A 19,800-nucleotide genomic window follows, 5' to 3' on the forward strand; every position below is an offset into this window, starting at 1 on the left:
TCTTGATAGCGCTATCTTCGTCGAATTGGTCAGCAAGTCAATGCCAATCCGGTTAGGCCAAATGAATTCATGTCATTGTGTTTCGGGGTGTGTCTTTCCGGATGCAGTGCCAGCTGGCCTGACCGATTTGTCGGGACGACAGGCGTGTCACGGGCGGCGGGGTGCCGCCGGGCACCCCGCTTCGGCGGCGTTCAGGAGGTGTGCCCCGGCGCATAGGGAAAGCTCTGCGCCTTGTACCAGGCGAGGTCGTGTTCGGGCGGCGCGACGCCGGCAGGCAGCGCGCGCTGGTTGACCGACATCCAATAGGCGAGGCTGGCGTCGCGCCACCAGCGTGCCTCGCGATGCTGGATCGACAGATAGGTCGCGGTCTTCTGCCAGCGTTCGGCGTCGATCTTGCCGCGCAGGCTCTGCCACTGGCTCTGCATCGTCGCGACATAGGCGACACCGGCGTCGTAATGCGCGACCAGATCCTCCCACAAGGTCCGCCCGTCCGCCATCCGCCGGTCCCAGGCGACATGGTGGAACCAGAGCAATTCGCGCTCCGGCGTCGTCTCCGGCTTGGCCAGTTGTCGCGCGACCGACGGGGCATATTGGGCGATCGCATCGCTTCCGCTCGCGCCGCGCTCGAAGCCGATGCCACCGCGGTCGGCGCGATGGTAATAGGTCGGATTCCATTCGGGGCGGGCGAGATCGGCGACCCACGGCCCCGGCCCGTAATGATGCCCCGTCGCCATCAGATGCGCGAGCCCGAACGCGCCGGTATAGTCGACCACCGCCTCCCGCGATCCCGCCATCATCGCGGTCGTGGTGGCGATCACCTGCGGATCGTTGCCGAAGGTCAGCCCCGCCCATTCGCGGGCGATCGCCGCAGGATCGAGATCGGGGTCCCACGCCAGCCTGCCGAAGGCATACCAATTGGCCTGGTTGAAGGTCGACCCCGACCAGTCGCGGTCGCGGCCGATGTTGGCGACCCCCGCCATGCCGGTCAGCCGGTGCCCCTCCGCCGATCCGTCGACCACGTCGGCCACCGTCTCGCCGGGCTTGCGTCCGGTGCGGGCGTGCAGCGTCTCGGCGAACAGCGGGCCGAGATAGGCGAGGTGGGTGGCGAAGCCGAGATATTCCTTGGTGATCTGGAATTCGATCATCAGCGGCGTCTTGGGCATTGCGCCGAACAAAGGGTGGAAGGGCTCGCGCGGCTGGAAGTCGATCGCGCCGTTCTTGACCTGCACCAGCACGTTGTCGGCGAACTTGCCGTCGAGCGGCTTGAACTCGCTATACGCCTGCTTCGCGCGATCCTCGGGGTCGGTTTCGGCATAGACGAACGCCCGCCACATGACGATGCCGCCATGCGGGCGCACCGCGGCGGCGAGCATGTTGGCGCCGTCCGCATGGCTCGCGCCGTAATCGCGCGGGCCGGGCTGACCCTCGCTGTTCGCCTTGACCAGGAAGCCGCCGAAATCGGGGATGGCGCGGTAGATCTCGTCCGCCTTCGCCTTCCACCAGGCGGCGACCGCAGGGTCGCGCGGATCGGCGGTCTTCAGCCCGCCGAGCTCGATCGGCGCCGAGAAGCGCGCCGACAGATAGACCTTGATCCCCCACGGCCGGAACACCGCGGCGAGCTTCGCCGCCTTGGCGATATAGGGCGCGGTCAGGCTGTCCGCCTTGGCGTTGACGTTGTTGAGCACGGTGCCGTTGATGCCGATCGAGGCATTGGCGCGCGCATAATCGGTGTAGCGTGGATCGTCGAAGTCGGGGAGCGACCACCAATCCCACAGCGACTGGCCGGCAAAGCCGCGCTCGACCGTGCCATCGAGATTGTCCCAATGGTCCAGCACGCGCAGCTTGACCTTGGGTGCCGAGCGCAACGTCACCGCCGCGGCGTCCGCGCCGTCACCCACCGCGCGCAACAGCGCGAAGGCGCCGTAGAGCGCGCCGCGATCGCTGTTGCCCGCGACGAGCAGCACCTGCCGCCCGCCGAGGCTGACCCGCCGCACCAGATAGCCTTCGTCGCCGAGCCCGGCGAAGGGCAGGCGCAGCGCTGCGACCTGCGGATCGCCCGCCGTGGCGACGGTCACCGCCGGCGTCCCCGCGGGCAGCGCGCGGCGCAGCGCGTCGGCGGCCAGCCGGATCGTCGCACTGTCGCCGATCGCCGTCACCGCCGCCGGTCCGGCGACGGCCTTGGGCGTGCGCAGCCACAGGTCATAGCAGTCATCGGCACAGGCCGGACCAGCGATCGCCAGCCAGCTGACACCTAATGTTACAATCAGCGCGCGATAGTGTTTCATGGCTCTCTCCCGTCGCGACCGATTGACAAGTCCGCGCTTCGCCGGTCTTGTTATCGCTATCAACATAACAGGCAAGCCGCATCGTACTGGTCTGCCAATTCTGGAGAGACTGTCTTGACCGCGCGTGTCCTATCGTCCCGTCGTGACCTGCTGCGCTGGAGCGCCGGGGCCTCGATGCTCGCCTTCCTGCCCGCGGCGGCGCGGCCTGCGCAGCCGCTGTACAAGGATGTGCGCGCGCCGGTCGACCTGCGCGTCCGCGATCTGCTCGGGCGGATGACGCTGGACGAGAAGGTCGCGCAGTTGATCACGCTGTCGACCACCAAGCGTGACGTAATGGATGACGCGCGCGCGTTCGATCCGGCGCGCGCCAGCACCGCTTATCCCGACGGCATCGGCCAGATCGCCCGGCCGTCGGATCGTGGCGGCGCGGCGACCGCCACCAACACCGGCACCGACGTCACCGGCCGCTGGCGCAAGCCCGCCGATACGATCGCCTTCGTCAACGCCGCGCAGGAGTGGGCGCGGACCCGGACGCGGCTCGGCATCCCCGTGCTGTTCCACGAGGAATCGCTGCACGGCTATATGGCACCCGAGGCGACGAGCTTTCCGCAGGCGATCGCGCTCGCCGGCAGCTTCGATCCCGCATTGATGACGCGCGTCCAGTCGGTGATCGGCCGCGAGGTGCGCGCGCACGGCACCGTGCTGGCGCTGTCGCCGGTGGTCGACATCGCCCGCGATCCGCGCTGGGGCCGGATCGAGGAGACGTTCGGCGAAGATCCCTATCTGTGCGGCGAGATGGGTGTCGCCGCGGTCCACGGCCTGCAGGGCGAGGGCAAGGAGCTGGCGCCCGGCAAGGTGTTCGCGACGCTCAAGCATATGACCGGCCACGGCCAGCCGCAGGCAGGCAACAATGTCGCCCCCGCGCAGATCGGCGAGCGCGAGCTGCGCGAGAGTTACTTCCCGCCGTTCCGCGCGGTGGTCGAGCGGACCGGCATCGGCGCGGTGATGCCGTCCTATAACGAGATCGACGGCGTGCCGAGCCATGCCAACCAATGGCTGCTCGGCGACGTGCTGCGCGGCGAATGGGGCTTCGACGGGGCGATCGTCAGCGACTATGCGGCGATCCCCGAGCTCGAGTATTTCCATCACATCGCGGCCGACACCGGCGATGCGGCGCGGATCGCGCTCGCCGCCGGGGTGGACAGCGATCTGCCGGACGGCGTCGCCTATCGGACGCTCGCCGATCAGGTGCGCGCCGGCCGCGTGCCCCTCGCGCATGTCGATGCCGCCTGCACGCGGATGCTGACGCTCAAGATGCGCGCCGGCCTGTTCGAGGCGCCGCGCATCGATCCGCGCGCCGCCGCGCGCCTGACCGCCAATGCCGAGGCGCTGGCGCTGGCCCGCGAGGCGGCGGCGCGATCGATCGCGTTGCTCAAGAACGACGGCACCTTGCCGCTGTCGCCCGATCGCCATCGCCGCGTCGCGGTGATCGGCCCCAATGCCGCGGTGGCGCGGCTCGGCGGCTATTCGTCGCTGCCGACCGATCCCGTCTCGCTCCTCGACGGCATCCGCGCCAAGATGAAGGGCAAGGCGGAGGTCGTCCACGCGCAGGGCGTATTCATCACCCAGAGCGAGGATCGCTCGGCGAACGAGGTGCTGCTCGCCGATCCGGCGCGCAACCGCGCGCTGATCGCCGAGGCGGCGACGCTCGCCGCCACCGCCGACGTCATCCTGCTCGCGATCGGCGACACCGAACAGACCAGCCGCGAAGGCTATGCCAAGACGCATCTCGGCGACCGCACCTCGCTCGATCTGCTCGGCGAACAGAATGCGCTGTTCGAGGCGATGAAGGCGACCGGCAAGCCGGTAGTGGTGGTGGCGATCAACGGCCGCCCGCCGAGCTGGCCGGCCGTCGTCGCCGGCGCCAATGCGATGCTGGAATGCTGGTACATGGGCCAGCAGGGCGGGCATGCGATGGCCGACGCTTTGTGGGGCGACGTCAATCCCGGCGCCAAGCTGCCGGTGACGGTGGTCCGCGACGTCGGGCAGGTGCCCTTCTATTACGATCACCAGCCCTCGGCCCGGCGCGGCTATCTGTTCGACGACGACGCGCCGCTGTTCCCGTTCGGCTTCGGTCTCAGCTACACCCGATTCCGTCTGTCGCCGCCGCGGCTGTCGGCGGCGCGGATCGGCACCGGCGGCAGCGTCACCGTCGAGGTCGATGTCGCCAATATCGGCGAGCGGACCGGCGACGAGGTCGTCCAGCTCTACGTGCGGGATGAGGTGTCATCGGTCGCCCGCCCGGTCAAATCGCTGCGCGGCTTCGCGCGGGTGACGCTCAAGCCGGGCGAGACCCGCACCGTGCGCATGGACCTCGGCCCGGAGGCGTTCCGACTGTGGAATCGCGACATGCGCGAAGTGGTCGAACCCGGCCGCTTCTCTATCATGACTGGAAGCAACAGCCGCGACGTCCAGTCCGTCGCCCTCGATATCGCCTGAAGGACGCCCGATGCCGATCATCACCGCCGCCCGCGTCATCGTCACGTCGCCGGGACGCAATTTCGTCACACTCCAGATCGTCTGTGACGACGGCACCACCGGCCTCGGCGACGCGACGCTCAACGGCCGCGAACTCGCCGTCGCCAGCTATCTCGAGGAGCATGTCGTACCCTGTCTGATCGGCCGCGACGCGCATCGCATCGAGGATATCTGGCAATATCTCTACAAGGGCGCCTATTGGCGGCGCGGCCCGGTGACGATGACCGCGATCGCCGCGGTCGACATGGCCTTGTGGGACATCAAGGGCAAGGTCGCCGGCCTGCCGGTCTATCAGTTGCTCGGCGGCGCGGCGCGTGATTCCTGCCTCGTCTATTGCCATGCCAATGGCACGACGATCGCCGACACGATCGAGACCGCGATCCGCCATCGCGACGAAGGCTATCGCGCGATCCGCCTGCAATGCGGCGTCCCCGGCCTCGCCGCGACCTATGGCGTCGCCAAGCCGGGCCAGCGCTACGAGCCCGCCGACGGCGACCTGCCGAGCGAGAGCGTCTGGTCGACCGAGAAATATCTGCGCGTCGTCCCCGAACTCTTCGCCGCCGCGCGCGAGGCGCTTGGCTGGGACGTGCACCTGCTCCACGACGTCCACCATCGCCTAACCCCGATCGAGGCGGGGCGGCTCGGCAAGGATCTCGAACCCTATCGCCCGTTCTGGATCGAGGATGCGACCCCGGCCGAAAACCAGGACGCCTTCCGCCTGATCCGCCAGCACACCGTGACGCCGCTCGCGGTCGGCGAGGTGTTCAACTCGATCTGGGACGCCAAGCATCTGATCGAGAACCAGCTCATCGACTATATCCGCGCCACCGTCGTCCATGCCGGCGGCATCACCCATCTGCGCCGCATCGCCGCGCTCGCCGACCTCTATCAGGTGCGGACCGGCTGCCATGGCGCGACCGATCTGTCGCCGGTGGCGATGGCGGCGGCGCTGCATTTCGGCCTGTCGGTGCCGAACTTCGGCATCCAGGAGCATATGCCGCACAATGCGGAGACCGACGCGGTCTTCCCGCACGGCTATCGCTTCACCGACGGGACGATGCACCCCGGCGACGCGCCCGGCCTCGGCGTCTCGATCGACGAGGACCGTGCCGCCGCCCATGCCTATAAACGCGCCTATCTGCCGGTGAACCGGCTCGAGGACGGCACGCTGTGGAGCTGGTGAGATGAGCGCGATCGGCGACGCGGCGGCCACCGCCCCCGAAACCGCCGTCCACGCGGTGCCGTCGCCGCGCGGGCGGATCCGCTGGCTGATCTGCGGCCTGCTCTTCGCCGCGGTGGTGCTGAGCTATATCGACCGGCTGGTGCTCGGTGTGCTCAAGCCGCAGCTGACCTCGCTCTACGACTGGAGCAATGCCGGCTATGGCGACATCACTGGCTACTTCCAGGTCGCCTATGGCTTCGGCTTCCTGCTGTTCGGCTGGCTGATCGACCGGATCGGCGCGCGCAACGGCTATCTGCTCGCCATGGGCAGCTGGACGATCGGTCATTTCGCGCAGACTTTGGTCACCTCGACCACCGGCTTCGCGATCGCGCGCATCCCGCTCGCGTTCGGGGAGGCGGGCACCTATCCGTCCGCGCTCGCCGCCGCCTCGCAATGGTTTCCGCGCAAGGAGCGCGCCTTCGCCATCGGCATCTTCAACGCCGGCGCCAATGTCGGCGCGGTGGTGACGCCGCTGCTGATCAGCTTCATCGTCGTGCGGATGGTGCTCGACTGGCGCTGGGCATTCATCATCACCGGCCTGTTCAACCTCGTCTGGCTCGCCGCCTGGTGGCGGCTGTACCATCCGCCGCATGCGCATCCCCGCGTCACCGCCGAGGAGCGCGCCTGGATCGAGGCGGAGCCGGCCGATGACGTCGGTCGCGCGGGCTTCCTCGCGGTGCTGCGCCATCGCGAGGCCTGGGCCTATATGACCGGGCGTTTCCTGATCGACCCGGTCTGGTGGACCTTCCTGTTCTGGCTGCCCGATTTCTTCCACAGCCGTTATGGCTACGACCTCAAGAATTTCGGGCCGCCGCTGGTCGCCATCTATATCCTCGCCGATCTGGGCGCGATCGCCGGCGGCTGGTATTCGTCGCGCCTGCTCAAGCGCGGCGTCGCGACGGGACGTGCCCGCAAGCGCGCGATGTTCGTCTGCGCGCTGTTCGCGCTGCCGGTGATGTTCGCCGCGCAGGCGAGCAGCATCTGGATCGCGGTCGGCATGATCGGGCTTGCCTGTGCGGCGCATCAGGGCTTCTCGACCAATTTGTTCGCGCTGCCCGGCGACCAGTTTCCCCGCTATGCGCAGGGGACGCTGATCGGCCTCGGCGGTTTCGCCGGTGCGGCGGGGGGCTTCATTGCCTCCAAGACGCTGGGATTGCTGCTCGATACGGTCGGCAGCTACGGCCCGTTCTTTGTCGCCTGTGGGCTCGCCTATCTCGTCGCGTTGTTCGCCTTCCATCTGCTCAATCCGCGCTATCGCGACGTGGTGATCGCGCGCTGAGCGTCTCGAAACGGGCCTTCCCGCGGGCGTAACGTTCGGGAATGAAGGAGCTTCGACAAGGCTCAGCGTGAACGGCAGCGGGGTGGGGAACGGCAGGATAGGTCACCCTCCGCCCCGTCGCGCGCACCGTCTGCCGCCGATCGCTGTCATTTTGCGGCATCGACGGTCTTGACGATCCCGTGGTCGCGGCACATATCCGCGGCGTTGGCACTCCTCATCCGGGAGTGCCAGAAATCTGTAACACTGACCTGAAGAGGGACTTCGCAATGAACTTTCGTCCGTTGCACGACCGCGTCCTCGTTCGCCGCGTTGAGGCGGAAGAGAAGACGGCTGGCGGGATCATCATCCCCGACACCGCCAAGGAAAAGCCGCAAGAGGGTGAGGTCGTTGCTGCCGGCACCGGCGCGCGCGCCGAGAACGGCACGATCACCCCGCTCGACGTCAAGGCCGGCGACAAGATCCTGTTCGGCAAGTGGTCGGGCACCGAGGTCAAGGTCGACGGCGAAGACCTGCTCATCATGAAGGAAAGCGACATCCTCGGCATCGTTGGCTGAGACGTCCGCTTACCGTCGCTAGTTTCCACATTCGTCATTTGAAAGGGTAGCCACCATGGCAGCCAAGGACGTAAAATTCGGCCGCGACGCGCGTGAGCGCATCCTCCGCGGCGTCGACATCCTCGCCGATGCGGTGAAGGTGACCTTGGGCCCCAAGGGCCGCAATGTCGTGATCGACAAGAGCTTCGGCGCACCGCGCATCACCAAGGACGGCGTCACCGTCGCCAAGGAGATCGAGCTCAAGGACAAGTTCGAGAACATGGGCGCACAGATGGTGCGCGAGGTGGCCTCGAAGACCAACGACATCGCCGGCGACGGCACGACCACCGCGACCGTCCTGGCGCAGGCGATCGTCCGCGAGGGCATGAAGTCGGTGGCCGCCGGCATGAACCCGATGGATCTCAAGCGCGGCATCGACATCGCCGTCTTGAAGGTCGTCGAGGACATCAAGGCGCGCTCGAAGCCCGTCTCGGGCTCGTCGGAAGTCGCGCAGGTCGGCATCATCTCGGCCAACGGCGACCGTGAAGTCGGCGAGAAGATCGCGGAAGCGATGGAGAAGGTCGGCAAGGAAGGCGTGATCACCGTCGAGGAAGCGAAGGGCCTCGATTTCGAGCTCGACGTCGTCGAGGGCATGCAGTTCGACCGCGGCTATCTGTCGCCTTACTTCATCACCAACCCGGAGAAGATGACGGTCGAGCTCAACGATCCGTACATCCTGATCCACGAGAAGAAGCTCAGCAACCTGCAGGCGATGCTGCCGATCCTGGAAGCCGTCGTCCAGTCGGGTCGCCCGCTGCTGATCATCGCCGAGGACATCGAGGGCGAGGCGCTCGCCACGCTCGTCGTCAACAAGCTGCGCGGCGGCCTCAAGGTCGCAGCGGTCAAGGCTCCGGGCTTCGGCGATCGCCGCAAGGCGATGCTCGAGGACATCGCGATCCTGACCAAGGGCGAGATGATCTCGGAAGACCTCGGCATCAAGCTCGAGAACGTCACCGTCGGCATGCTCGGCACCGCCAAGCGCGTTACGATCGACAAGGACAACACCACCATCATCGACGGTGCGGGTGAAGCCGATGCGATCAAGGGCCGCACCGAGGCGATCCGTGCGCAGATCGAGAACACCACCAGCGACTACGACCGTGAGAAGCTCCAGGAGCGTCTCGCCAAGCTCGCCGGCGGCGTGGCCGTGATCAAGGTCGGTGGTTCGACCGAGGTCGAGGTCAAGGAGCGCAAGGACCGCGTCGACGATGCGCTGCACGCGACCCGCGCGGCCGTCGAAGAAGGCATCGTCCCCGGTGGCGGCACCGCGCTGCTCTACGCGACCAAGGCGCTCGAAGGCGTCAACGGCGTCAACGAGGACCAGACCCGCGGTATCGACATCGTCCGCAAGTCGCTGACCGCACTGGTGCGTCAGATCGCGCAGAACGCCGGCCACGACGGCGCCGTCGTCTCGGGCAAGCTGCTCGACCAGACCGACACGTCGTTCGGCTTCAATGCGTCGACCGACACCTACGAGAACCTGGTCCAGGCCGGCGTGATCGACCCGACCAAGGTCGTCCGCACCGCGCTGCAGAACGCCGCCTCGGTGGCCGGTCTGCTGATCACCACGGAAGCGACCGTGTCGGAACTGCCCGAGGACAAGGCTCCGGCCATGCCCGGCGGTGGCGGCATGGGCGGCATGGGCGGCATGGACTTCTGATCCGGCATCGGGGCGGGCGCTGCCTGCCCCGACACCGGCATCGGAGCGTCCGGCGGGTCGGCCCGGCCGAACCCGTCCGCACCAGCCACGACCTACGCGAAGGGACCGTGCGGGCGACCGCCGGTCCCTTTTTGCATCGTGGCGTCATTAACCAAAAATATCCCGTCGTGCGGGCAGACTGCGGCCATGCGCCGCTCCGTCACCCCCGTCTTGCTGCTGCTGCTTCCGATGCTGGCGTTTCTCGCCTTCTTCCATGTCGAGACCCTCGATATCGGCAACGTTGGCTGGCTGCTCAACGGCAGCGACGCGGGCGAGAATGCGCTGGGACTGCACGCCTATCGCTACGATCCCGCCGCCGGCCTGTCGCTGCGCACATATCTGCTCAATGCGCCGCAGGGGGTGCCGGTGCTGTTCACCGACAGCAACCCGCTCGTTACGCTCGCCGCCAAGCTGGCATCGCCGCTGCTTCCCGGCGATGCGCAGCTGATCGGTCCGTTCATCCTGCTCTGCCTGATCGCGCAGACGCTGTTCGCCTGGGCGCTGCTCCGCCGTCATGCGCCGGGGCCGGTGGCGCTGTGGATCGGCGTCGCGCTGCTCGCCTTCCCGCCGACATTGTTCAACCGCTTCGTCCACGCCAATCTGATGGCGCATTGGCTGATCCTCGCCGCGCTCTGGCTGTTCCTCGATCCCGTGCGCAGCCGTACCCTGCGCTGGTGGGGGCCGCTGATCGTGCTCGCCGCGCTGATCCACAGCTATCTGCTGGTCATGGTCGGTGCGATCTGGGCGTCGGCGCTGCTGGTGCGCTTTACGCAAGGACCGCGCCCGGAGCGGATCGCGGTGCTGGGGCAGGGCACGGCGGTGCTGGTGCTCGTCGCGCTGCTGGCGCACTGGCTGGGCGTCGGCGGTCAGCTGCCGGCAGGCAATTTCGGTTTCTACTCGATGCCGCTCGACGCTCTGTGGAACCCGGCGATCCCGTCCTTCACCAATCTGCTGCCGGCGCATGAGACCAGCCCGGGGCGCGGGTTCGAAGGCTTCCATTATCTCGGCGCGGGCGGTCTGCTGCTCGTCGCCGCCGCGATCCTCGCCGCGCTACGATTGCCCGCCGATGCGCGTCAGCGGGAGACGCTCGATCGGCTGCGTGGCCTCGCGCCGGCATTGATCGTGCTCGCCATCATCGCGGTGGTACGATTGCCGCTGCCCGAATCGGTGCGGCTGGTGCTTGATCCCGTGCGTGCGTCGGGGCGGCTGTTCTGGCCGGTCGGCTATGTCCTCATCCTCGTCGCTTTGCTCGCCGTCTACCGCCTTTCGGCCGAGCGGGCCGCGTTGCTGCTGGTGGCGGTGCTGACCATCCAGATCGTCGATCTCGACGCCATGGCCTATGCGATCCGCGCGCAGAGTGATGCTGCGGCGCGCGCGCCGGCGTCGCGGCTGCGCGATCCGCGCTGGATCGGGACGATCGCCTCGGCGCGCAGCATCGCCTTCATGCCCGGCGACGTGACCCGCGACCTCGGCCTGTTCCAGGAGATCGCATGGCAGGCGGCCAAGCTGCACCGCCCGGTCACCAACGTCTATGCCGCGCGCGCCGATCGCGCCGCGGTCACCCGCCTGCGCGCCGAGGCCGACGCCTTTCGCCGCGGCACGCGCGTACCGGGCCGGCTCTACGTCGTCACCGACGATCGTACCTTGCCCGCGGCGATGGCGCTGCGGGCGCGGCGGCTCGACGGGGTGCGGCTGGTGCTGCCCTGACGCAACCCGCCGCGGCGTGGCTCGTTGGCGGCGTCATGAACGATGATGCCGATCGCCCCGACGTCCCCGCCGACGGCCTGTTGCTCGGCTATGGCCCGATGCTGCCGCTGGTCGCGGCCGGCGCGGGGGCGTGGCTGTTGCCGATGCCGTGGCCGGTCTGGGCGGTGCGGCTCGGTATCATCTGGGCGGCGCTGGTGCTCGCCTTCATCGCCGGCGTCCGCCGCGGTTTCGGCTTCGGCAATCGCCACGCCTCGAAGCCGGTCGAGATCGCGGCGAGCATCGGCTATTTCACGCTCGCCGGCCTCGGGCTGGTGATCGTCGTGCCGTGGCTCGCCCTGATCCCGCTGACGCTCGGCTATGTCCTCGCCGCCTTCGTCGATCGTCGTGCCGCGCTGGCGGGCAATGCGCCCGCCTATTTCGCGCGGCTGCGTCCCCGCCAGCTGCTGATCGGCGCGGCGGGGCTCGCCGGGCTGCTGGCGTGGACGCTGTCGGTCCGCTGAGTCAGCGGTCCTTCATTGCTTCGATCAGCTTCTTGACCTCCTGGCTGCGGCCGCGCGGCAGGATCAGCACGTCGTTGCCGCTCGCCACCACGATCAGGTCGCTGACGCCGACCACGGCGATCCGCACCCCGTCCGACCGGATCAGGCAATCGTGCGTGTCGATCGCCAGCACCTCGCCGCGATGCGCATTGCCCTGCGCGTCACGCGCGCTGATCGTGTGCAGCGCATCCCAGCTGCCGACGTCGCTCCAGCCCATCGCGACCGGCACGACGGCGACGCGCTCGGCGCGCTCCATCACCGCATAGTCGATCGAGTCGGACGGCGAGGCGCCGAATGCGGTCTCGTCCGGGTAGATGCGCACGCCGTCGCGGTGCGCCTTGGTCATCGCGTCCTGCGTCGCGGTCAGCATGCCGGGCGCGTGCGCGGCGAGCGCGCCGAGGAAGATGTCGGCGCGGAACAGGAAGATGCCGCCGTTCCAGGCATGATCGCCCGAGGCGAGCATCTCTTCGGCACGTTCGCGGATCGGCTTTTCGACGAAGCGCGCGACGCGATGGACGCCGTCGGCGAGCGCCTCGCCGACCTTGATCCAGCCATAGCCGGTCTCGGGCGCGTCGGGCGCGATGCCGAAGGTGACGAGCCAGCCGTCGTTGACCAGCGGCAGCGCCGCCTCGATCGCGGCATGGAAGGCGGGCACGTCGGCGATGACGTGATCCGACGGCATCACCAGCAGCGCGTCTTCGCCCTTGGCGGCGAGCGCGGCGAGCGCGATCGCCGGCGCGGTGTTGCGGGCGACCGGCTCCAGGATCACCGCCTGCGGCGTCGCGCCGACCGCATTGAGCTGCTCGTCGATGTGATCGGCGTGGCGCGCATTGGCGACGACGATCGGCGCGGCGAAGGCCTCGCCGTGCGTGCGCTTCGCGGTCAGCTGGAGCATCGTCTCCTCGGCGGTCAGGGCGAGCAGCTGCTTGGGCATTTCGGGCCGCGACATCGGCCACAGGCGGGTGCCGGACCCTCCGGAAAGGATCACAGGTACGATCGTCATGATGGTCGCTTAACTCCTTGGGGACAGGTCTTCCTATCCGAATTGAGGCAAGGGCGAAACGACCGTCGCGGGCGCGTCGTTCAACTTTTCTTTCCCTTTTTGTGTCACCTGCCTACCCGTCTGTCGGAAAAGCTTACAGGCCGACAGGGGGAGGCGCTCGGATGATCCGCTTGTTCAAGCACTATGTCCCCTATGCCGTGCTGCTGCTCGGGGTGGTCGATGCGATGCTGCTGCTGGTGTCGGCGGAGCTCGGCTGGGTGATTCGGGCGCGGCAGATCGGCATGGACGTGCTGCCGGTGACGACGCGGCTGCCGCAGCTGTTCGCCTTCGCCGCCGCGTTGCAGATCGCGCTGATCGCGGTCGGCGCCTATGGCGTCGGCTCGTTCCTGTCGCTGCGCTTCGCCGCGGCGCGGCTGGTCGTCGCGCTGCTGATCGGCGTCGCCTTCCTGTCGATCCTGTTCTTCCTGATCCCGCCGGTCGCGCTGTGGCGGTCGAACCTCGCTTATGCGACGCTGATCGCGGCGCTGCTGCTCGTCGTGGTGCGCGCGCTGCTCGGGCGGACGCTCGGCGGTGATACGTTCAAGCGGCGGATCATCGTGCTCGGGGCCGGCAATCGGGCGGCGCGGATCGGCGCGCTCGCCGACCAGCCCGGCGCCAACGTCATCGTCGCCGGCTATGTGGCGATGGGCGAAGGCCCGCCGGTCGTCGCCGGCGCGGTGCCGCGTGACGCCATTCCCAATCTCGCCGCGCATGTCGTCGATCATGGCGCGGGCGAGGTGGTGCTCGCGCTCGAGGAACGACGCAATGCGCTGCCGCTCAAGGACCTGCTCCGCGTCCGCACCACGGGCGTCGCGGTCAGCGAGATCTCGACCTTCCTCGAACGCGAGACCGGGCGGATCGATCTCAATTCGGTCAATCCGTCGTGGCTGATCTTCTCCGACGGCTTCGCCTCCGGGCGGATGCTGTCGAGCGTGTTTAAGCGTGCGTTCGACGTCGTCGTCAGCCTGCTGCTGCTGGTGCTGACCCTGCCGCTGATCCTGCTCACCGCCGCGGCGATCAAGCTCGAATCGAAGGGGCCGGCCTTCTACCGTCAGCGCCGCGTCGGCCTGTACAACCAGTGTTTCGACATCGTGAAGCTGCGTTCGATGCGGCAGGATGCCGAGGTCGCGGGCAAGGCGGTCTGGGCGGAGAAGGACGATCCGCGCATCACCCGCATCGGCCGGATCATCCGCATGGTGCGGATCGACGAGCTGCCGCAGACCTGGGCGGTGCTGAAGGGCGAGATGAGCTTCGTCGGCCCGCGTCCGGAACGCCCGCAATTCGTCGAGCAGCTCGAAGGCCAGCTGCCGTTCTATGCCGAGCGCCACATGGTCAAGCCCGGCATCACTGGCTGGGCACAGATCAACTATCCTTATGGCGCCTCGATCGAGGATGCGCGCCACAAGCTCGAATACGACCTCTATTACGCCAAGAACTATTCGCCCTTCCTCGACCTGCTGATCCTGTTGCAGACGTTGCGCGTCGTGCTGTGGCCGACGGGCGCGCGCTGAGCCGATGGCGGCGCTGATCCTCTGGGGCCATGCGCTTGCCGCGCTGGCTTTCGGGCTGCTTGCGCTCGGCGCGCTGCGGGCGGCGCCGGCGCAGAAGGATCGCGGCGTCACGCTCGCCGCGTTGCTGACTGCCTTGTGGGCGCTCGCCGTCGCCGGGATCGGCGCGGGCGACGTCGCCGCGCGGGTGACCGAATGCCTGCGCGATCTCGCCTGGCTCGCGGTGCTGCTCGCCGCGGTGCGCGGGCGGCGGAGCGGCGGGCTGTCGCTCTACGCCGTCTATGCGGTGGCGGCGACGCTGACCGCCGCGGCGGGGCTGCTCGCGATGCTCGGCGTGCTGCCGCTGCCGCATGCCGCACGCGAGGCGATCGGCGAGCTGCGGCTGATCGCGGTGATGCTTGCCGCGGTCGCCGGCCTGATGCTCGCGCATCACGTCGCGAGCAGCGAAAGCGCGACGCCGCATCCGGCGCTGCCGCTCGCGGTCGCGCTCGGCGGGTTGTGGGGGATCGACCTGATCGTCGCGATGCTCGCCTACGGCCTCGGCGCGGCGCCGCCGCAGGCAATCGCGATGCGCGGTTTTGCCGTCACCGGCGTCGCGCTCGTCCTCGCCGTGCGTCGCCGGGTGCATGGGCTCGCCGTATCGCATGGCGTGGTGCTGCGCGGGATCTCGCTGCTTGCGATCCTCTCCTATGCGGGCGCGACGGTGCTCCTCACCCAGTTCGCCGGCCGTTATGCCGGTGACGCCGTCCGCCTCGTCCAGACCGCGATCATCCTCGGCGCGACCACCGCGCTCATTACCCTGCTGTCGACGCCGTGGCTGCGCGCCTGGCTCAAGGTGAAGGTCGCCAAACATTTCTTCCGCCACCGCTATGATTATCGGGCCGAATGGCAGCGGTTCACCGCGACGCTCGGCGCGCCCGGCGCCGACCCGCTCGACCGCCGCATCGTCCGGGCAATCGCCGACCTCACCGGCTCGCCCGCTGGCCTGCTGCTCGTTCCGGACGGCAACGGCCTCGGCGTCGGCGCGGCGTGGCAATGGCAGGAGGCCGGCGGCGGCGAGGCGGCGTTGCGCGACCATCTCGCGACCAGCGCGCGCATCGTCGAGCTCGATCAGGTCCGCCGCGGCGACGCGCCCGCCGACGAAGCGGCGGTGATCCCCGACTGGATGCGCGAGTCGGCCGACGCCTGGGCGCTGGTGCCGCTGATCCACGGCGCCAGCCTGATCGGCGCGATCCTGCTCGCCCGCCCGCCGATCGACCGTGCGCTCGACTGGGAGGATTTCGACCTGCTCCGCGTCGCCGGGCGACAGGCGGCGAGCTATCTCGCCGAGGATCGCGCCCATGCGGCGCTCGCCGACGCCGCGCGCTTCGACGAATTCAACCGCCGCTTCGCCTTCATCATGCACGACATCAAGAATCTGGTCAGCGGGCTCAGTCTCGTCGCGCGCAATGCCGAGCGCCACGCCGACAATCCCGACTTCCGCGCCGACATGGTCGCCACCCTGCGCGACTCCGCCGACCGGATGAACGGCCTGCTCGCCCGCCTGTCGCAGCATCACCGCGCCAGCGCCGAGCCGGTCCAGCCGGTCGACCTCGCCGCACTCGCGCTGCGCCTCGCCGCGGCGCGGCGCGCGCAGCATCCGGTGCAGGTCTCGGGCTCGGGAGTCGCCATGGCGCAGCCGGGCCGGCTCGAACAATTGCTCGGCCATCTGCTCCAGAATGCGATCGAGGCGAGTCCGGCGGGGGCGGCGATCGCTTTGATTGCCGGCGGCGACGCGCAGGCCGCCTTCGTCGAGGTCATCGATCACGGCTGCGGGATGAGCGCCGCCTTCATCCGCGACCAGCTGTTCCGCCCATTCGCCTCGTCCAAGCCCGGCGGTTTCGGCATCGGCGCCTATGAGGCGCGCCAGCTCGCCGACGATATGGGCGGTACGCTCACCGTCGTCAGCCGCGAGGGCGAGGGCACCTGCTTCCGCCTCACTCTGCCTGCCGCCCGCCTGCTGGAGCATGCTGCATGACCGACACGCCCGTCCTGCTGATCGTCGAGGACGATGCCGCGCTGCAACGCCAGTTGCGCTGGGCGTTCGAGGGCTATCGGATCGTCACCGCGGCGACCCGCGCCGAGGCGATCGAGGCGCTGCGTTTGCACGAGCCGGCGGTGGTGACGCTCGACCTCGGCCTGCCGCCCGATCCCGACGGCACCAGCGAAGGCTTTGCGACGCTGGCCGAGATGCTCGCGCTCAAGCCGGACACCAAGATCATCGTCGCCTCGGGGCATGGCGCGCGGGAGAGCGCGTTGCAGGCGATCGCGCTCGGCGCGTGGGATTTCTATGCCAAGCCGATCGACATCGACGCGCTCGCGCTGATCGTCGCGCGCGCCTTTCACGTCCATACGCTCGAAGCCGAAAACCGCCGCCTCGCGGCGCGCGCCGCGCCCGCTGCCGGGTTCGGCGGGCTGCTCTACGCATCGGACGAGATGGCGGCGGTGGTGCGCACCGTCGAGCGCGTCGCCCCCGCCGACGTATCGGTGATGCTGCTCGGCGCGAGCGGCACCGGCAAGGAGTTGCTCGCGCGCGGGCTGCACGATCATTCGCCGCGCGGCCGCGGCGCGTTCGTCGCGATCAACTGCGCCGCCATTCCCGAAACCTTGCTCGAAAGCGAGCTGTTCGGGCATGAGAAGGGCGCCTTCACCGGGGCGGTCAAGACGACGCCGGGCAAGATCGAACAGGCGGTCGGCGGCACCCTGTTCCTCGACGAGATCGGGGACGTGCCGCTGCCGTTGCAGGTCAAGCTGCTGCGCTTTCTGCAGGAGCGGGTGATCGAGCGGATCGGCGGGCGCAAGCCGATCCCGGTCGATACGCGCATCGTCTGCGCGACGCATCAGGACCTCGCCGCGATGGTCGTCGATGGTCGGTTCCGCGAGGATCTCTATTACCGCCTCGCCGAGATCGTCGTGCGCATCCCGAGCCTTGCCGAGCGGCCCGGCGATGCCAGCCTGCTCGCGCGTGCGCTGCTGCGTCGCCACGCCGAGGCGATGAACCTCGCCGTCACCGGCCTCGCCCCCGACGCACTCGCCGCGATCGAGGCGTGGCGCTGGCCGGGCAACGTCCGCGAGCTGGAGAATCGCATCAAGCGCGCGGTGATCATGGCCGACGGCAAGCTCGTCACCGCCGCCGACCTCGATCTCGCCGATCCCGACGTCGCGTTGCCGCTCAACCTGCGCAGCGCGCGTGAAAGCGTCGACCGGCGGACGATCCGGCAGGCGCTGGCGCAGTCGGACGGCAATATCTCGGGCGCGTCGCGGCTGCTCGGCGTCAGCCGGCCGACGCTCTACGATCTGCTCAAAAGCTACGATCTGCATGGCTGAGCGGCGCTATCCGCTGCTGCCGGGGCGGCGTCGCCGGCTGCGGCTGCCCCGCCCGCCGCGATTGCGACGGGGGCAGGCGGTCGCGCTGGCGGTGCTGCTGCTCGCCACACTGCTGGCGGCATGGCTGGCGCTGCGCCCGCCGCCCCGCGCCGATCCGGTCGTTGCCCTGCGCGATGCGCGGACCGCTTACGGGCTTGGCAACTATAGCGCGGCGCGCAATCACGCGCTGGCCGCGCTGGCGAGCCGACCGCAGTCGCAGCCGGCGTTGCTGCTTCTCGCGCGCAGCTATCTGCAACTTGGCGACGGCCTGGCCGCGGAGGGTGCGCTGAGCCGGGCGGCCGCCCTGCATGAGCCGGCGGCGCGACTGGCGGGCCTGCGGGCGCGGGCGCGCTTCCTCCAGTCCGACTGGCCGGGCGCGTTCGATGCCGCTGCGACCGCACCCGGCGATGGCGAGGCGATCCGCGCCGCTGCCCGCGCGCGCGCGATGCAGGGCGGCAGCGCCACCGCCGCGCAGGATTTGCTCGCATGGCTCGCCCGCGCGCCGCGCGACGCCGGGGCCTGGACCGACCTCGGCCGCATCCGGCTCGATGCGGGCGAGATCGCCGCCGCCGCCGACGCCGCGACCCGCGCACAGCGGCTCGCGCCGGGCGATCCGGTCGCGCTCGCGTTGCAGGCGGAAGTGGTCCGCACGCGCTATGGCCCGATCGCGGCGCTGCCCTGGTTCGAGGCGGCGCTGGCCCGCGACGCGTATTACCATCCGGCGCTGATCGAATATGCCGCGACGCTCGGCGAGGTGGGGCGCAACGTCGACATGCTCGCCGCGACCCGCCGCGCGCTCGCCGCCCGGCCGGGCAGCCCGCAGGCCTTCTATCTTCAGGCGGTGCTCGCCGCGCGTGCCGGACGCGGCGCGCTGGCCCGCGATCTGCTGCAACGGGCGGGGGATGCGGTGGCCGATCTGCCGGGCGCGGCGCTGCTCGCCGGCGGCCTCGATTACGCACGCGGCCAGACCGAGCGGGCGATCGGCGATTGGCGTCCGCTCGCGGAGGATCAGCCGCTGAACGTCAGCCTCCGCCGCCTGCTCGGCGCCGCGCTGCTGCGCTCGGGCGATATCCAGGGCGGACTCGATCAGCTTCGTCCGATCGCGCTGCGCGACGATGCCGACGCCTATACGCTGACCTTGGTCGCGCGTGGATTTGAGGCGCGCGGCGACCGGGTCGCGGCAGCGCGCTTCCTTGACCGTGCCGCGATCGGCGCGCATGGCGGCGCGATCGCCTTCACCAGCGACGACGATGCCGCGACCCTGCTCGCCGCCGCCCGCCAGGCGCCGGGCGATCCCAATTACCTGCTGGGCGTGATCCGCGCGCAGCTCGCCGCCGGCGATACCGCGGGGGCGATAGCGCGCGCCCGGACGCTCGTCGCCGCCAGTCCCGGCGCTCCCGCCGCGCAGATCGCGCTCGGCGATGCGCTCGCCGTGTCCGGGCGCTATGCCGATGCCGCGCAGAGCTACGCCCGCGCCGCGAGCCTGAGCTTCGACGAACCGACGATGCTGCGGCTGGTCGATGCCTGGGGACGCGCCGATCGCCCGCGCGATGCCGCGGCGGCGCTGTCGCTCTACCTCGGCCAGAATCCGCAGAGCCTCGTCGGACGACGCCTGCTCGGTCGGCTGCAGGTGCAAGGCGGCGACGAGGACGCCGCGATCGAGACGCTGGAGGCGGTGCGCCGGATCGCCGGCAACCGCGATGCCGCATTGCTCGCCGATCTCGCGCTCGCCTATGCGGGCAGCGACGCCGATGGCGACGGCGCGGTCGCCAGCCGCTACGGTCGCGCGGCCTATCGCCTCGCGCCAATGAATGCCGCCGTCTGTGATGCCTATGCGGTTGCGCTCGCCGCCGCCGGCAATCTGGACGGCGCCCGCCAGCTCGCCGCCAAGGCGGTGCGCCTTGCCCCCGCCGACCCGGTCATCGCCGCGCACGCCCGCCGTATCGCCGCCTGACGCCTTGCGCCGGCGGCGGGGCGGGGTCA

13 protein-coding genes are annotated in these 19,800 nt (G+C 69.4%); 11 read left to right on the forward strand and 2 right to left on the reverse strand.

The genetic code is table 11. From position 1 onward, the window contains the following. Positions 1-191: 191 nt before the first annotated feature. On the reverse strand, positions 192-2,285 hold the full coding sequence (locus BW41_RS07345) for an alpha-glucuronidase family glycosyl hydrolase (RefSeq protein ID WP_037532992.1): 2,094 nt from the start codon (positions 2,283-2,285) through the stop codon (positions 192-194). A gap of 174 nt (positions 2,286-2,459) precedes the next feature. Here BW41_RS07345 and BW41_RS07350 point away from each other — a divergent pair, with 174 nt between their 5' ends. From BW41_RS07350 to BW41_RS07380, 7 genes are all read left to right on the forward strand, one after another. Continuing rightward, positions 2,460-4,784 (forward strand): glycoside hydrolase family 3 N-terminal domain-containing protein, encoded by a 2,325-nt coding sequence (locus BW41_RS07350; RefSeq protein ID WP_051583325.1) that lies wholly within the window; start codon positions 2,460-2,462, stop codon positions 4,782-4,784. A gap of 10 nt (positions 4,785-4,794) precedes the next feature. Beyond that, positions 4,795-6,006 (forward strand): D-mannonate dehydratase ManD, encoded by a 1,212-nt coding sequence (gene manD, locus BW41_RS07355; RefSeq protein WP_037532996.1) that lies wholly within the window; start codon positions 4,795-4,797, stop codon positions 6,004-6,006. A 1-nt stretch (position 6,007) separates the two neighbouring features. Continuing rightward, entirely contained in the window at positions 6,008-7,324 is a 1,317-nt protein-coding gene (locus BW41_RS07360) for an MFS transporter (protein WP_051583326.1), read from the forward strand. Positions 7,325-7,590: 266 nt separating this feature from the next. After that, on the forward strand, positions 7,591-7,878 hold the full coding sequence (groES, locus tag BW41_RS07365; RefSeq protein WP_037532998.1) for a co-chaperone GroES: 288 nt from the start codon (positions 7,591-7,593) through the stop codon (positions 7,876-7,878). A 55-nt stretch (positions 7,879-7,933) separates the two neighbouring features. Next, on the forward strand, positions 7,934-9,577 hold the full coding sequence (gene groL, locus BW41_RS07370; RefSeq protein ID WP_037533000.1) for a chaperonin GroEL: 1,644 nt from the start codon (positions 7,934-7,936) through the stop codon (positions 9,575-9,577). A gap of 186 nt (positions 9,578-9,763) precedes the next feature. Beyond that, positions 9,764-11,323, forward strand: a complete 1,560-nt coding sequence (locus tag BW41_RS07375; RefSeq protein WP_037533004.1) for a DUF6311 domain-containing protein — start codon at positions 9,764-9,766, stop codon at positions 11,321-11,323. 35 nt (positions 11,324-11,358) lie between these two features. Continuing rightward, positions 11,359-11,823: a DUF3429 domain-containing protein gene (locus BW41_RS07380; RefSeq protein WP_037533298.1), complete on the forward strand. Its 465-nt coding sequence runs from the start codon at positions 11,359-11,361 to the stop codon at positions 11,821-11,823. A gap of 1 nt (position 11,824) precedes the next feature. On the opposite strand, the gene BW41_RS07385 is transcribed toward BW41_RS07380, so the two are convergent. Further along, positions 11,825-12,865 (reverse strand): mannose-1-phosphate guanylyltransferase/mannose-6-phosphate isomerase, encoded by a 1,041-nt coding sequence (locus tag BW41_RS07385; RefSeq protein WP_081792961.1) that lies wholly within the window; start codon positions 12,863-12,865, stop codon positions 11,825-11,827. Between the two features lie 161 nt (positions 12,866-13,026). Here BW41_RS07385 and BW41_RS07390 point away from each other — a divergent pair, with 161 nt between their 5' ends. The 4 genes from BW41_RS07390 to BW41_RS07405 are packed head-to-tail and all read left to right on the forward strand — an operon-like array spanning position 13,027 to position 19,771. Next, positions 13,027-14,415, forward strand: coding sequence for a TIGR03013 family XrtA/PEP-CTERM system glycosyltransferase (locus BW41_RS07390; protein WP_037533008.1), 1,389 nt, complete (start codon positions 13,027-13,029; stop codon positions 14,413-14,415). Between the two features lie 4 nt (positions 14,416-14,419). Continuing rightward, positions 14,420-16,429, forward strand: coding sequence for an XrtA/PEP-CTERM system histidine kinase PrsK (gene prsK, locus BW41_RS07395; protein ID WP_037533011.1), 2,010 nt, complete (start codon positions 14,420-14,422; stop codon positions 16,427-16,429). Then, the gene (gene prsR / locus BW41_RS07400) at positions 16,426-17,778 is read left to right on the forward strand and encodes a PEP-CTERM-box response regulator transcription factor (RefSeq protein ID WP_037533014.1); all 1,353 of its coding nucleotides are present in this window, start codon (positions 16,426-16,428) and stop codon (positions 17,776-17,778) included. Before prsK ends, prsR begins: the two co-directional genes overlap by 4 nt. After that, the gene (locus tag BW41_RS07405) at positions 17,771-19,771 is read left to right on the forward strand and encodes a tetratricopeptide repeat protein (protein WP_037533017.1); all 2,001 of its coding nucleotides are present in this window, start codon (positions 17,771-17,773) and stop codon (positions 19,769-19,771) included. The genes prsR and BW41_RS07405 overlap by 8 nt, the downstream gene beginning before the upstream one ends. The last annotated feature ends 29 nt before the right edge of the window (positions 19,772-19,800 follow it).

The sequence above is a fragment of the Sphingomonas sp. RIT328 genome, from assembly GCF_000632225.1.
Lineage (GTDB): Bacteria > Pseudomonadota > Alphaproteobacteria > Sphingomonadales > Sphingomonadaceae > Sphingomonas > Sphingomonas kyungheensis.

Bases quoted from the DNA above. Each gene is read 5' to 3' on its own strand.
- BW41_RS07405 (WP_037533017.1), top strand. From the start codon at position 17,771: ATGGCTGAGCGGCGCTATCCGCTGCTGCCGGGGCGGCGTCGCCGGCTG.
- BW41_RS07350 (WP_051583325.1), top strand. From the start codon at position 2,460: ATGCTCGCCTTCCTGCCCGCGGCGGCGCGGCCTGCGCAGCCGCTGTAC.
- BW41_RS07375 (WP_037533004.1), top strand. From the start codon at position 9,764: ATGCGCCGCTCCGTCACCCCCGTCTTGCTGCTGCTGCTTCCGATGCTG.
- manD (WP_037532996.1), top strand. From the start codon at position 4,795: ATGCCGATCATCACCGCCGCCCGCGTCATCGTCACGTCGCCGGGACGC.
- BW41_RS07360 (WP_051583326.1), top strand. From the start codon at position 6,008: ATGAGCGCGATCGGCGACGCGGCGGCCACCGCCCCCGAAACCGCCGTC.
- prsK (WP_037533011.1), top strand. From the start codon at position 14,420: ATGGCGGCGCTGATCCTCTGGGGCCATGCGCTTGCCGCGCTGGCTTTC.
- prsR (WP_037533014.1), top strand. From the start codon at position 16,426: ATGACCGACACGCCCGTCCTGCTGATCGTCGAGGACGATGCCGCGCTG.
- BW41_RS07345 (WP_037532992.1), bottom strand. From the start codon at position 2,285: ATGAAACACTATCGCGCGCTGATTGTAACATTAGGTGTCAGCTGGCTG.
- groL (WP_037533000.1), top strand. From the start codon at position 7,934: ATGGCAGCCAAGGACGTAAAATTCGGCCGCGACGCGCGTGAGCGCATC.
- groES (WP_037532998.1), top strand. From the start codon at position 7,591: ATGAACTTTCGTCCGTTGCACGACCGCGTCCTCGTTCGCCGCGTTGAG.
- BW41_RS07380 (WP_037533298.1), top strand. From the start codon at position 11,359: ATGAACGATGATGCCGATCGCCCCGACGTCCCCGCCGACGGCCTGTTG.
- BW41_RS07385 (WP_081792961.1), bottom strand. From the start codon at position 12,865: ATGACGATCGTACCTGTGATCCTTTCCGGAGGGTCCGGCACCCGCCTG.
- BW41_RS07390 (WP_037533008.1), top strand. From the start codon at position 13,027: ATGATCCGCTTGTTCAAGCACTATGTCCCCTATGCCGTGCTGCTGCTC.